A 12542-nucleotide genomic window follows, 5' to 3' on the forward strand; every position below is an offset into this window, starting at 1 on the left:
GCATGAACCAGACTTCATCGGTCTGGCTGGTGCTGCTGGCGGCCCTGGCGGCCGCCAATCTGCCATTCCTGAGCCAGCGCCTGCTCGGCCTCTGGCCCACGCGCTCGGGCGAGAAGGGCCTGGCGCTGCGCTTGCTCGAACTGTCCCTGCTGTATCTGCTGGTCGGCGGCCTCGGGCTGGCGCTCGAGCAGTCGCTGGGCCAGATCTATCCGCAGGGCTGGGAGTTCTATGCCATCACCGCGACCCTGTTCCTGACGCTGGCCTTCCCGGGCTTCGTCTGGCGCTATCTGGTGCGGCATTGAGCCTGGCCGGCCCCCGCTTCTTCCGTCCGCAGCCCCGTCATGGGGCTTCGTCGTTTCTGCGCCCGATGTGCGCGCACCGAACTCGTCCACCGCCATGAACCCCTTGCTGCCCGATCTGCAACCGGCCCATCTGCGCGAAGTCTGCATCGACAGCGCCACCGTCTTCCAGGGCCATTTCCTGCACGCGCTGCGCGACACCGTGCGCCTGCCCGACGGGTCGAGCGCCGCGCGCGAGTACATCAGGCATCCCGGCGCCGTCATGGTCATTCCGCTGCTCGACGACGGCCGAGTCGTGCTCGAGCGCCAGTACCGCTATCCGCTGCAGCGGGCCTTGCTCGAATTCCCGGCCGGCAAGATCGACCCGGGCGAGGACCATTTCGCCTGCGCCCGGCGCGAACTGCGCGAGGAAACCGGCTACAGCGCGCGCGAATGGGCTTATGCCGGCGTGCTGCATCCGGTGCTGGCCTATGCCGACGAGTTCATCGAGATCTGGTTCGCGCGGGCCTTAAGCCTGGGCGAGCGCGAGCTCGACCAGGGCGAATTCCTCGATGTGCTGGCCGCCACGCCCGACGAGCTGCTGGCGGCCTGCCGCGATGGCGTGCTGACCGACGCCAAGACCCTGACCGGACTGCTCTGGCTGCAGAATGTCCTGTCGGGGGCCTGGGCGCTCGACTGGCAGCCGGCGCCGGAACAGGGCTGATCAGGGGCCGCTCAAGGATAGAGGCCGCGCAGGTCGCGCGCGCGCAGGATGCGCTGGCAGGCGATGATGAAGGTCGCGGTGCGCAGGCTGACCCGGTGCTGCTCGGCCACCTGCCAGACGGCGGCGAAGGCGTCGCGCATGATCTTGATCAGGCGCGCGTTGATCTCGTCCTCGCTCCAGAAGAAGCTCGAGAAGTCCTGCACCCACTCGAAGTAGCTGACCGTCACGCCGCCGGCGTTGGCGATCACGTCCGGCAGCACCAGCACGCCGCGCTCGTGCAGGATGTCGTCGGCCGCCGGCGTGGTCGGGCCGTTGGCGCCCTCGATCACCAGCCTGGCCTTGATCCGGCCCGCGTTGGCTTCGGTGATCTGCTGCTCGAGCGCCGCCGGGATCAGGATCTCGCAGTCGACATCCCAGAAGCTGTCCTGGGCGAGGGCCTCGGCACCGGGGAAGTCGAGCACCGATCCGTGGCGCCTGACATGGTCGAGCAGCGCGGGAATGTCCAGGCCGGCCTCGCGGTAGACCGTGCCGGCATGGTCCTGCACTGCCACCACGCGCGCGCCGGCCTCGGCGAACAGCCGCGCGGCGACGCTGCCGACGTTGCCGAAGCCCTGCACCGCGATGCGCGCGCCCTTGAGCTCGAGGCCGATGCGTGCCGCCGCCTCTTGGCCGACCGTGAACACGCCGCGGCCGGTTGCCTCGCGCCGGCCCAGCGAGCCGCCGAGGTCGATCGGCTTGCCGGTGACGACGCCGGTTGCGTTCTCGCCGACGTTCATCGAGTAGGTGTCCATCATCCAGGCCATCACCTGCTCGTTGGTGTTGACGTCGGGTGCCGGGATGTCCTTGGTCGGGCCGATGATCAGGCCGATCTCGCTGGTGTAGCGGCGCGTCACCCGCTCCAGCTCGCCGCGCGAGAGCCGGCGCGGATCGACCCGGATGCCGCCCTTGGCGCCGCCGAACGGCACGTTGACCGCCGCGTTCTTGATCGACATCCAGGCCGACAGCGCCATCACCTCGGACAGCGTCACGTCCTGGTGGAAGCGCACGCCGCCCTTGCCCGGACCGCGCGAGGTGTTGTGCTGCACCCGGTAGCCCTCGAAATGGGCGATGCTGCCGTCATCCAGCTGGATCGGCACGTCGACGACCAGGATGCGCTTGGGTCGGGTCAGGGTCTCGACCCAGCGCGACAGGTCGCCGAGGTAGGGGGTGACGCGGTCTACCTGTTGTAGGAAGATGCCCCAGGGACCGAGCTGGTCGGCTTGCAGGTAGGAGGGCAGGGAATGGAGAACTTGGCTCATGGACAGGACTCGAGTTGGACCAGGCGCCAAGCATAAGCAGCCCGCTCCGGTCTGTCCAAGGCCGATGGCTTTGCACCCCATGCAAGAAATGCATGAAGTCGGCCGGCCCAGGGCTGAATCCACCAGCGGCTGCTGAACTGGCCGCAGCGCGGCACAATCGGGTTCTTAGCCATCACCTGGCCCGGGCGCGCAAGCGCCGGGCCTCATCCATGATCGACCCCCGGACTGCCCCGCTGATCGGCACCGACCGACATCTGCCTCCGGTGCCGCCGCAGCGCCTCAGCGGCCCGGCGCTGCGCCAGCGCTTCGCCGCGCGCCCGGCCTGGCAGCCCGAGCTGGTGCGCGATCCGCGCCACTTCACTGACCGGCCCACGCGCCATGCCGCCGTGCTGGTACCCATTCTGCTGCGCGACCAGCCCACCGTGCTGCTGACGCGGCGTGCCGACCAGCTCTCGAGCCACGCCGGCCAGGTGGCCTTTCCTGGCGGCAAGGTCGACGACGGCGACGAGGATGCGGTCGCTGCCGCGCTGCGCGAGGCCGAGGAGGAGGTCGGACTGGCGCCGGAGCGGGTCGAGGTGCTGGGCCTGCTGCCCGACTACCTGACCGGCAGCGCCTACCGCATCACGCCCGTGGTCGGGCTGGTGCGACCGGATGCCGTGTTCAGGCCCAACCCGCAGGAGGTGGCCGAGCTGTTCGAGGTGCCGCTGGCCTTCCTGATGGACCCGGCCAACCACCGACGGCATGCCCTGGATTGGGAGGGCCGGCCGCTCAACTGGCTGGCCATGCCTTATGCGGATGGCAAGGACGAGCGCTTCATCTGGGGCGCGACGGCAGCGCTGTTGCGCAACCTGTACCGCTTCCTGGCGGCCTGAAGCCCCGCAGCGGGTCGGGCCGCGTGCCGCTATCATCAGGGCATGAGTTTCTTCGCCATCTTCCTTGCTCTCCTGCTCGAGCAGGCCCGGCCGCTGGGCCGGGACAATAGCGCGCACCGCATGGCAACGGCCTGGCGCCGCTGGGTCAGGCGCAGCCTCGATGCAGGCCAGGCGCCGCATGGCTGGATGGCCTGGAGCGCGGCGGCGCTGGTGCCGGCCCTGCTCGCGGCCATGGTGCACTGGTTGCTGCTGCCCTTCAGCGACCTGCTGATGTTTGCCTGGACGGTCGGCGTGCTGTATCTGACGCTGGGATTCCGCCAGTTCAGCCATTACTTCACCGCGATCCGCCAGGCGCTCGAAGCTAACGACGAGGCCAGCGCGCGCGCCGAACTGGCCGAGTGGCAGCAGGTCGAGGTCGGCGAGCTGCCGCGCCAGGAGCTGCTGCGCCATGTGATCGAGCATTCGGCGCTGGCCGCGCACCACCATGTCTTCGGCGTCCTGTTCGCCTATTCGGTCTTTGCCGCGCTCGGCTTCGGGCCGGCTGGTGCGGTGCTCTACCGCATGGCCGAGTCGCTGGCGCGCCGCTGGCAGCCGCGCTTGCAGGATGCACCCAGCAGCGCCGCACAGCAGGCGGCCGCGCAGGGCTGGCAATGGATAGACCATGTGCCGGCGCGCGCGACCGCGCTTGCCTTTGCCGTGGTCGGCAACTTCGAGGAGGCGATTGCCGCCTGGCGCTCGGATGCCACCCGCGCCACCCAGACCAATGACGGTATCGTGCTGGCTGCCACCGCCGGCGCGATCAACGTCCGCCTCGGCGGCCTGGGCCTGGGCGCCAATCCGGCGGCCGGCGAGGCCGGCGGCCCCGAGCTGTCTGGCGTCTGGAGCGAAGGCCGCGAGCCGCAGAACGGCCACCTGACCAGCCTGGTCGGACTGGTCTGGCGTTCGGTGGTGCTGTGGCTGTTGCTGCTCGCGCTGATGACGCTGGCGCGCAGCGTCGGCTGAGCCTGGTCGAGCGCTTCAGTAGCGCGGCTGCGACAGCTCGGCGAACAGCTCGCCGTAGAGGCGGTAGCGGTTCTCGTTGATGCCGTCCGGGGCGCCGACCGCATCGCGCACCGCGCAGCCCGGCTCGTGCAGGTGGCTGCAGTTGTAGAAGCGGCAGTTTCCGAGCCGGACCGCGAAGTCGGGCATCAGTTGCGCGAGCCGGGTCGGCTCGATGTGGTGCAGGCCGAATTCCTGGAAGCCGGGCGAATCGATCAGCGCGGTGCTCTTGCCCTCGTCGACCCAGTACCAGGTGGTGCTGGTGGTGGTGTGCTTGCCGCTGTTGAGCGCGCGCGAGATCTCGTTGGTCTGGGCCCGGGCCGCCGGCACCAGCCGGTTGATCAGCGTGCTCTTGCCCGCGCCCGAGGGGCCCAGCACCAGCGTGGTCTTGCCCTGCAGCCGCTGCTCGAGGTCTGCCACCCCGGCCTGCGCGCCGTCCTGCAGCGACAGCGCGAGCACGGTCTGGCCCATCGCGCGGTAGGGCTCCAGCCGCTGCCAGGCACGCTCGAACAGGGCGCCGAGGTCGCTTTTGTTGAGCACGATCAGCACCTCGATCGATTCGGCCTGGGCCGCGATCAGCGCGCGCGTGAGCTGGCTTTCCGAGAACTCGGGCTCGGCCGCCAGCAGCACCAGCACCTGGTCCAGGTTGGCCGCGAAGGACTTGGTCCGGATCTCGTCCTGGCGATACAGCAGGTTGCGCCGGGGCTGCAGCTTCTCGATCGTGCCTTCGTCGGCGCTGGCCTGCCACCAGACGCGGTCGCCGACCACGGCCTGGCTCTTCTTGCCGCGCGGGTGGCAGATCAGGCGCTCGCCGGTTTCGGTCTCGACCAGGCAGTGGCGGCCGTAGGCGGCGATCACCAGCCCGGTGCGTAGGGAATCATTCATGTCTTGCGGGTCTCAGGCGGGCAGTCGCTCGAGGCGCTCGGCTGCTGGGGGGTGGGAGTAATAGAAGCCCGCATAGAGCGGGTCGGGGGTCAGCGTGCTGGCATTGTCCTGGTACAGCTTGACCAGCGCGGACGCCAGGTCCTGGCCGTCGGCATGGGCACAGGCATAGGCATCGGCCTCGAATTCCTGCCGGCGCGACAGCTGGCTCAGCAGCGGCGTCAGGAAGAAGCTCGCCAGCGGCGCGACGTTGATGAACAGCAGCAGCGCCAGCGCGTCGCTGGGCGCGACCAGGTTGGGCCGCACGCCCAGGCCGCTGTAGAACCAGAACTGTCCGGACAGCAAGCCCAGCAGCGCGAAGCCGAGCAGGCTGATGCTGCCCATCAGCACCAGCCGCTTGGGCAGGTGGCGCCGGCTGAAATGGCCGAGCTCGTGCGCCAGCACGGCATCGATCTCGCCGGGCGCGAGCCGCTGCAGCAGGGTGTCGAAGAACACCACCCGCTTGGCTGGACCGAAGCCGGTGAAGTAGGCGTTGGCATGCGAGCTGCGCTTGCTGCCGTCCATCACGAACAGGCCGCGCGAGCGAAAGCCGCAGCGCGCCATCAGCGCCTCGATGCGCTGGCGCAGCGTCGCGTCGGCCAGCGGCTCGAAGCGGTTGAACAGCGGTGCGATCAGGGTCGGATAGAGCAGCAGGGTCAGCAGGCTCAGGCTCAGCCAGGCGGCCCAGGACCAGACCCACCAGAGCGAGCCGGCCGCCTCCATCAGCCACAGCAGCAGGGCGGCAAAGGGCAGGCCGATCGCGGCGCCGACGAGCGCCGACTTGATGCCGTCGGCCAGCCACAGCCCCAGGGTCATGCGGTTGAAGCCATGGGCCTGCTCGACGCGGAAGGTGCGCACCCAGGTCCAGGGCAGCTCGAGCAGGGCTGTGATCGCGAAGAAGCCCGCGAGCAGGGCGACCTGCTGCAGCAGGCCGTCGCCGAGCTGGCTGCGCAGCAACTGGTTGAGCCAGTCGAGTCCGCCGAGCAGGGTCCAGCCCAGCAGCAGCGCCGCATTCCAAGCCATCTCTAACAGTTCGAGCCTGAGCTTGGCCAGGCTGTAGTCGGCCGCCTTCTGGTGCGCGGCCAGGCTCACGCGCGCCGCGAACGGCGCCGGCACCGCGTCCCGATGGCGTGCGACATGGCGGATCTGCCGGCTCGAGAGCCAGAGCCGGGTCAGCAGGCCCGCGATCAGCAGGGCGCAAAAGCCCAGGGTCCAGAGGCTGGCAAGAGTAGGGGAGGGAAAATCCATGGCTGCGAGTCTAGCGAATGCCGGCCCATGCCGCTGCGCGATCGGTGAAAATCGGGGGCATGAGCGAGAAATCCAGCCCCCCCGGCCCGAGCGCCGATCCCGGCAACAGCCAGCCCGTCGTCCCGCATCTGGTCAAGAGCGACCAGAACCTGATCTGGCTCGACTGCGAGATGACCGGTCTCGACCCAGAGACCGACCGCCTGCTCGAGATCGCGGTCGTCATCACCGGCCCCGACCTGTTGCCGCGCGTCGAGGGTCCGGTGCTCGCGATCCACCAGAGCGATGCCGCGCTCGACGCGATGGACGCCTGGAACAAGGGCACCCATGGCCGCAGCGGCCTGATCAACCGGGTCAAGGCCAGCGCGACGACCGAGGCCGATGCCGAGGCCCAGGTCATCGAGTTCATCCGCAAGTACCTGCCCAAGGGCGCGTCGCCGATGTGCGGCAACTCGATCGGCCAGGACCGCCGCTTCCTGGTCAAGTACATGCCCAGGCTGCACGCCTATTTCCACTACCGCAACCTCGACGTCAGCACCCTCAAGGAGCTCGCCAAGCGCTGGCGGCCCGAGGTCTACAAGGCCTTCAAGAAGCACCAGCGCCACACCGCGCTGGCCGACGTGCACGAGTCGATCGACGAGCTCGTGCACTACCGCGAGCATTTCCTGCGCTGAATCAGGCGAACAGCTGCAGGCTGATCCAGTAGGCCACGGCCGCGACGAAGGCCGAGGCCGGAATGGTCAGCACCCAGGCCCAGACGATGTTGCCGGCCACGCCCCAGCGCACCGCGCTCAGGCGCTGCACCGAACCGACGCCGACGATGGCGCCGGTGATGGTGTGGGTGGTCGAGACCGGCACGCCGAGCGCCGTGGCCAGGAACAGCGTGATCGCGCCGCCGGTCTCGGCACAGAAGCCGCCGACCGGCTTGAGCTTGGTGATCTTCTGCCCCATGGTCTTGACGATGCGCCAGCCGCCAAACATGGTGCCGGCGCCGATCGCCGCGTAGCAGCACACGATCACCCAGCTCGCCGGCGCCTTGTCGTCGGCGGCCGCATAGCCGGTCGCGATCAGCAGCATCCAGATGATGCCGATGGTCTTTTGCGCGTCGTTGCCGCCATGGCCCAGGCTGTAGGCGCCGGCCGAGACCAGCTGCAGGCGGCGGAACCAGCGGTCCACCTTGGACGGCGTGGTGCGGCGGAAGACCCAGGCCACCAGCACCATCATCAGCGAGCCGAACAGGAAGCCCAGCAGCGGCGAGACGAAGATGAAGACCACGGTGCGGATCAGCCCGGAGGAGACCAGCGCGCCGGCGCCGGCCTTGGCGATCACGGCACCGACGATGCCGCCGATCAGCGCGTGCGAGGAACTGCTCGGGATGCCGTAGTACCAGGTGATCACGTTCCAGGTGATGGCGCCGGCCAGGGCGCCGAACACCACATGGGTATCGACCACGCCGGGCTGGGCGATGCCCTTGCCGACGGTGGCCGCCACGCTCAGGTGGAAGATGAAGATGGCGACGAAGTTGAAGAAGGCCGCGAAGACCACCGCCTGCGTCGGCTTGAGCACGCCGGTCGAGACCACGGTCGCGATCGAGTTGGCCGCGTCATGGAAGCCGTTCATGAAGTCGAACAGCAGCGCCATCGCGACCAGCATGGCGATGACCCAGAAGGCCGCCTGCATTGAAGTCATGGTCTTGTCTCCCGGATCAGGAGTTCTCGAGGATCACGCCCTCGATCAGGTTGGCCACGTCCTCGCAGCGGTCGGTGATGGTCTCGAGCAGCTCGTAGATGGCCTTGAGCTTGATCAGCTCGCGCACGTCGTTTTCCTCGCGGAACAGCTTGCTCATCGCATTGCGCAGCACCCGGTCGGCGTCGGACTCGAGGCGGTCGATCTCCTCGCAGGTCTTGAGCGCGGCCTCGGCGGTCTTGGCGTCGGCGATCTTGTCGAGCAGGGCGACCGCTGCCTGCAGGCGCTCGCAGCACTTGACGCCGAGGTCGGTCAGGCGGCTGATCTCCTCGGTCATGTGGTGCACGTCGTACAGCGCCATGGTCTCGGCCGAGTCCTGGATCAGGTCGGCGACATCGTCCATGGTGTTGATCAGCGAGTGGATCTGCTCGCGGTCGATCGGCGTGATGAAGGTCTTGTGCAGCAGGCGGTTGACTTCAATCGTGACGCGATCGGCGGCGTGCTCGGCGCGGTCGACATCCTGGTTGTACTTGTCGCGCAGCACCGGGTCGGCGTAGTTCTTGACCAGCTCGGCAAAGGCATGCGAGGCCTCGACCATATGCTTGGCGTGCTGGTTGAAGAGTTCGAAGAAGTTGCCCTCTCGGGGCAGCAGTTTGCCAAAGATCATGTCGGCTCCAGGGATGGATTGTCAAAAAAATGACACAAAAAAGATGTAGCTGCGAATTGTAGGCGCCGACTGCGTTCCCTGTCCTGTGACACGGCTCGTGTCGATCGATGGCGCTGAAATAAAAAAAGCTTGGGGAAAACCCGCAGCTGTGCGACAATTGCAAGCTGTCAGCCGCACAAGCGGCGACTCTTAGCGCATCTGCCTCACTCTGGCCCCTCACGGTGTAAACCGGCGACCCATTCCGGGTTTGAATTCAGGGCCCCACGCATACCAGTCGGCCCTTCATGGGCACGCGGCATGCCGATCTGTTTGATGGTTGATGTTTCTTGTTGACCATGATCGGATCGGGCACGCTGCCCGGACTTCCTCAGTCCGGCTCGTCCTGCTTTGCTCATTGCGCGCTTTTCAGCGCCTGGACGATAGACATGACTGACTCTTTGCAATTCTCGGCTGAAGCCGAATTCGACTCCTCCATCGCCACCGACACCGTCGAGACCGCTGCTGCCGTCCCGGCCGGCCCCAATCCCTTCGAGGCCCTGGGCCTGGCGCCCGAGCTGGTGCAGGCGGTGGCCGACCTCGGCTTCACCCAGCCGACCCTGGTGCAGAACGCCACCATCCCCAAGGCCATGAGCGGCGGCCATGCCGAAGGCTTCACCGACCTGATGGTGTCGAGCCAGACCGGCAGCGGCAAGACCGCCGCCTTCCTGCTGCCGGTGCTGCACACCCTGCTCGAGCAGCAGGCCGCCGCCGAGGCCGCCGAGCGCGCCGACTGGGAGCGCCAGATCGCCGAAGCCGAAGCTGCCGGCCAGCCGGCACCGAAGAAGCCCAAGCGCAAGAACCCGCTGCTGGCGCGTCACTTCACCCCGGCCGTGCCCGGCGCGCTGATCCTGTGCCCGACGCGCGAACTCGCGCAGCAGGTGGCCCAGGACGCGATCGAGCTGGTCCGCCATTGCCGTGGCCTGCGCATTGCCAACGTGGTCGGCGGCATTCCCTATCCGGTCCAGATCGCCAAGCTGCAGAACGCCGACCTGGTCGTCGCCACCCCGGGTCGCCTGCTCGACCTGCAGCGCAACGGCCAGATCAAGCTCGACAAGGTCCAGTTCCTGGTCGTCGACGAAGCCGACCGCATGCTCGACCTGGGTTTCTCGGACGACCTGGCCGAGATCAACCAGCTGACCATCCAGCGCCACCAGACCATGATGTTCAGCGCCACCTTCGCGCCGCGCATCCAGACCCTGGCCCAGCGCGTGATGCGTGCGCCGCAGAAGGTGCAGATCGATTCGCCGCAGGACAAGCACAGCAACATCGAGCAGCAGCTGTTCTGGTGCGACAGCCAGGAGCACAAGCGCCAGCTGCTCGACCATTGGCTGCGCGACGCGACCATCGACCAGGCGATCGTCTTCGCCAGCACCCAGATCGAGTGCGACTCGCTGGCTGAAGAGCTGCAGCAGGTCGGCTTCTCGGCCGTCGCCTTGCACGGTGCCCTGAGCCAGGGCCTGCGTACCCGCCGCCTGATGGCGCTGCGCAACGGCCAGGTGCAGATCCTGGTCGCGACCGACGTGGCCGCGCGCGGCATCGACGTGCCCACCATCACCCACGTGTTCAACTACGGCCTGCCGCTCAAGGCCGAGGACTACACCCACCGCATCGGCCGTACCGGTCGCGCCGGCCGCAAGGGCCTGGCCGTGACCATGGCCGAGTTCCGTGACCGCCGCAAGATCGGCGAGATCGAGGCCTACAGCCAGCAGGTGTTCAAGACCCACACGATTGCCGGTCTCGAGCCGAAGAAGCCGGTCTACGAGTTCAACGACCGCCGTCCGGGCGGCCGTGGCGGCAATGGCCGCGGCGCTCCGCGTGGCGGCAACTTCCGTGGCAACGACCGCGGTGGCGATCGCGGCGGCTGGGGCCGCAACGACGGCGGCTTCGCTGGTTTTGGCGGCAATGCCGGCCGTCCGGCCAGCCGCGGCGAGTTCCAGCCCCGTGGCGAGTTCCGCTCCGAGCCGCGCGGCGACGTGCGCTTCGAGCCGCGCGGTGATGCCCGTCCGGCCGGTCGCGGCGAGTTCCGTGGTGGCGACCGCTCCGAGCCGCGTGGCGAGTTCCGCGGCGAGTCGCGCGGTTTTGCCGGCCGCGAACAGCGTGGCCCGCAGGGTGGCTTCGGTGGCGAGCAGCGCCGCGAGTCCTTCGGCCGTCCGCAGGGCGAGCGCAGCTTCGGCGACCGTCCGGCCTTCGAGCGTCGCTCGGGTGAGCGCCACGAGCCGCGCGGCCATGGCGCGCCGTCCTTCGGCGACCGCCGCCCGCGTCCCGAAGGCGGTGCCGGCAAGCCGCGCTTCGTCAAGCGCTAAGCCCCAGGCCCTCTCCTGAAGAAACCCGGCTGGTCCGGGTTTTTTCATGCCTGGTCGGCGCCGAGGCCGGCCGCCTGGCTCCCCCGCGGCCTTGACAGCCCGCCAGCGCTGCTCCAGCATCTGATCCGACGATTGGTCAGCGCAGGCCATGTCCGCGGCGTGAGCGCTGCCGGGGACGCGCCGGGCTTGTCGGCCCATATCGGCGTGACAGGCGTGATAGGGCGTGACAGTTGTGACAGCAACAAGGGAGAACCAGAATGCCATACCAGATGCGACTGCTTTCGCTCGCCCTCGCGGCCCTGCTGGCTGCCTGCGGCGATGGCGGGCCCGAGACCCGTGCGGTGCGGGTCGCAGGCGACAGCCTGAGCGACAGCGGTACCTTCGGCTTCAAGGCGACCGTGCAGGGCAGCAGCCTGGCCGATACCTGGATCTGGACCGACCATGTGGCCCACGCGGTCGGTGTCGCGCCCCCTTGCCCGCGTTACCTGGCGGCCAATGCCAACCAGGTGGCGCCCAACACCGATCCCGCCTTTGCCGACTGTCGCTCGAATGCGGTGGTGCGGGCCCGCATCAACGTGCCGCCCGACATGGCGGCGGGCGACGACAGCCCGTTTTCCATCCTGCAGCAGCTCGAGGACCTTTCAGCGACACGCTACGACCCCGACGAGCTGCTGCTGCTCGATGGCGGCGGCAACGACCTGGCCGACCTGATGCGCGGCTTCCTGACCCTGGGTAGCGAGCTGCAGGGACTGGTGCCGTTTGCCGACACCCGCTTCGTCAAGCTGCTGGGCGAGCTCGGCATCGTCCCGGCCAGCGCCGCAGCGACCGATCTGGCCCAGGCCGGTGCTCAGTACATGGCCGCCTTGGCCGACCGCTTCAGCGCCCAGATCCGGGTCCAGGCCCTGGAGCGCGGCGCGCAGCGCGTGGTGCTGCTGAACCTGCCCGACCTGGTTCGCACGCCTTACTTCCAGGCCATGCTGGCGGCGGTGGCCCAGGCCAATGGCGGTGGCAATGCCGGCCAGGCGGCCGCGCTGCAGGTACAGGCCATGGCCGACGGCTGGATCCAGGCCTTCAATACCCGGCTCCAGGCCGGTTTCGCCGCCGAGGCGCGGGTGGCGGTGGTCGATTTCCATGCCGCCTTGCAGCAGTGGGTCACGCCGCCGGCTGTCGCCGGCCAGCCCAACCGCTACGGCTTCAGCAACACCACCACACCAGCCTGCGCTCCCACGGGGACCGACGCGATGGGCCTGCCGAGCTATTTCCTCGGCAGCTGCCTGGCCGCCGATCTGTCGCACCAGCTGCCGCAGGCCGCGCTCAACCCCGGCTGGTGGACCGGCCATGTCTTCGCCGATGACTTCCACGGCGGCCCGAGGACCAACCAGCTGATGGCCGAGCTGGTGCTCGACGCGCTGCGCAGCCGCGGCTGGTACTGAGCGCGTGACCGGGTCGGTCGGCTCCAGCGGGCGGGCAG

12 protein-coding genes are annotated in these 12542 nt (G+C 68.6%); 7 read left to right on the plus strand and 5 right to left on the minus strand.

Annotated features, from left to right (window positions below; all coding sequences use genetic code 11):
* The first annotated feature begins 2 nt into the window (after positions 1–2).
* Positions 3–302, plus strand: a complete 300-nt coding sequence (locus tag C6P64_RS08090) for a DUF2818 family protein (protein WP_105748051.1) — start codon at positions 3–5, stop codon at positions 300–302.
* Between the two features lie 94 nt (positions 303–396).
* Entirely contained in the window at positions 397–1002 is a 606-nt protein-coding gene (locus C6P64_RS08095; RefSeq protein ID WP_105748052.1) for an NUDIX domain-containing protein, read from the plus strand.
* Positions 1003–1013: 11 nt separating this feature from the next.
* Here C6P64_RS08095 and C6P64_RS08100 read toward each other — a convergent pair whose 3' ends face one another.
* Positions 1014–2300, minus strand: a complete 1287-nt coding sequence (locus C6P64_RS08100; RefSeq protein ID WP_105748053.1) for a Glu/Leu/Phe/Val family dehydrogenase — start codon at positions 2298–2300, stop codon at positions 1014–1016.
* Positions 2301–2509: 209 nt separating this feature from the next.
* Here C6P64_RS08100 and C6P64_RS08105 point away from each other — a divergent pair, with 209 nt between their 5' ends.
* Both C6P64_RS08105 and C6P64_RS08110 read left to right on the plus strand, forming a co-directional pair.
* Positions 2510–3172, plus strand: a complete 663-nt coding sequence (locus C6P64_RS08105) for a CoA pyrophosphatase (protein ID WP_170073066.1) — start codon at positions 2510–2512, stop codon at positions 3170–3172.
* A 42-nt stretch (positions 3173–3214) separates the two neighbouring features.
* The gene (locus C6P64_RS08110; protein ID WP_105748055.1) at positions 3215–4174 is read left to right on the plus strand and encodes a CobD/CbiB family protein; all 960 of its coding nucleotides are present in this window, start codon (positions 3215–3217) and stop codon (positions 4172–4174) included.
* A 15-nt stretch (positions 4175–4189) separates the two neighbouring features.
* Here the strand turns inward: C6P64_RS08110 and rsgA are convergent, their stop codons facing one another.
* Together rsgA and C6P64_RS08120 are read right to left on the minus strand one after the other, a co-directional pair.
* Entirely contained in the window at positions 4190–5095 is a 906-nt protein-coding gene (gene rsgA / locus C6P64_RS08115) for a ribosome small subunit-dependent GTPase A (protein WP_105748056.1), read from the minus strand.
* A gap of 12 nt (positions 5096–5107) precedes the next feature.
* Positions 5108–6379, minus strand: a complete 1272-nt coding sequence (locus C6P64_RS08120) for a M48 family metallopeptidase (protein ID WP_105748057.1) — start codon at positions 6377–6379, stop codon at positions 5108–5110.
* A 59-nt stretch (positions 6380–6438) separates the two neighbouring features.
* Between C6P64_RS08120 and orn the strand changes: the two genes are divergently transcribed.
* On the plus strand, positions 6439–7050 hold the full coding sequence (orn, locus tag C6P64_RS08125; RefSeq protein ID WP_105748058.1) for an oligoribonuclease: 612 nt from the start codon (positions 6439–6441) through the stop codon (positions 7048–7050).
* Position 7051: 1 nt separating this feature from the next.
* Here the strand turns inward: orn and C6P64_RS08130 are convergent, their stop codons facing one another.
* Both C6P64_RS08130 and C6P64_RS08135 read right to left on the minus strand, forming a co-directional pair.
* Entirely contained in the window at positions 7052–8065 is a 1014-nt protein-coding gene (locus C6P64_RS08130) for an inorganic phosphate transporter (protein ID WP_105748059.1), read from the minus strand.
* Between the two features lie 16 nt (positions 8066–8081).
* Positions 8082–8729, minus strand: a complete 648-nt coding sequence (locus C6P64_RS08135) for a DUF47 domain-containing protein (RefSeq protein WP_105748060.1) — start codon at positions 8727–8729, stop codon at positions 8082–8084.
* Positions 8730–9154: 425 nt separating this feature from the next.
* On the opposite strand from C6P64_RS08135, the gene C6P64_RS08140 reads away from it, so the two are divergent.
* Complete coding sequence (locus C6P64_RS08140) at positions 9155–11071, plus strand: DEAD/DEAH box helicase (protein WP_105748061.1); 1917 nt, start codon at positions 9155–9157, stop codon at positions 11069–11071.
* 257 nt (positions 11072–11328) lie between these two features.
* On the plus strand, positions 11329–12504 hold the full coding sequence (locus tag C6P64_RS08145) for an SGNH/GDSL hydrolase family protein (RefSeq protein WP_146115886.1): 1176 nt from the start codon (positions 11329–11331) through the stop codon (positions 12502–12504).
* Positions 12505–12542: the final 38 nt, after the last annotated feature.

Origin of the sequence: Malikia granosa, assembly GCF_002980595.1 — a bacterium.
GTDB classification, from domain to species: domain Bacteria; phylum Pseudomonadota; class Gammaproteobacteria; order Burkholderiales; family Burkholderiaceae_C; genus Malikia; species Malikia granosa.

Bases quoted from the DNA above. Each gene is read 5' to 3' on its own strand.
- C6P64_RS08100 (WP_105748053.1), bottom strand. From the start codon at position 2,300: ATGAGCCAAGTTCTCCATTCCCTGCCCTCCTACCTGCAAGCCGACCAG.
- C6P64_RS08110 (WP_105748055.1), top strand. From the start codon at position 3,215: ATGAGTTTCTTCGCCATCTTCCTTGCTCTCCTGCTCGAGCAGGCCCGG.
- C6P64_RS08140 (WP_105748061.1), top strand. From the start codon at position 9,155: ATGACTGACTCTTTGCAATTCTCGGCTGAAGCCGAATTCGACTCCTCC.
- C6P64_RS08090 (WP_105748051.1), top strand. From the start codon at position 3: ATGAACCAGACTTCATCGGTCTGGCTGGTGCTGCTGGCGGCCCTGGCG.
- C6P64_RS08120 (WP_105748057.1), bottom strand. From the start codon at position 6,379: ATGGATTTTCCCTCCCCTACTCTTGCCAGCCTCTGGACCCTGGGCTTT.
- orn (WP_105748058.1), top strand. From the start codon at position 6,439: ATGAGCGAGAAATCCAGCCCCCCCGGCCCGAGCGCCGATCCCGGCAAC.
- C6P64_RS08105 (WP_170073066.1), top strand. From the start codon at position 2,510: ATGATCGACCCCCGGACTGCCCCGCTGATCGGCACCGACCGACATCTG.
- C6P64_RS08135 (WP_105748060.1), bottom strand. From the start codon at position 8,729: ATGATCTTTGGCAAACTGCTGCCCCGAGAGGGCAACTTCTTCGAACTC.
- C6P64_RS08145 (WP_146115886.1), top strand. From the start codon at position 11,329: ATGCCATACCAGATGCGACTGCTTTCGCTCGCCCTCGCGGCCCTGCTG.
- C6P64_RS08130 (WP_105748059.1), bottom strand. From the start codon at position 8,065: ATGACTTCAATGCAGGCGGCCTTCTGGGTCATCGCCATGCTGGTCGCG.
- rsgA (WP_105748056.1), bottom strand. From the start codon at position 5,095: ATGAATGATTCCCTACGCACCGGGCTGGTGATCGCCGCCTACGGCCGC.
- C6P64_RS08095 (WP_105748052.1), top strand. From the start codon at position 397: ATGAACCCCTTGCTGCCCGATCTGCAACCGGCCCATCTGCGCGAAGTC.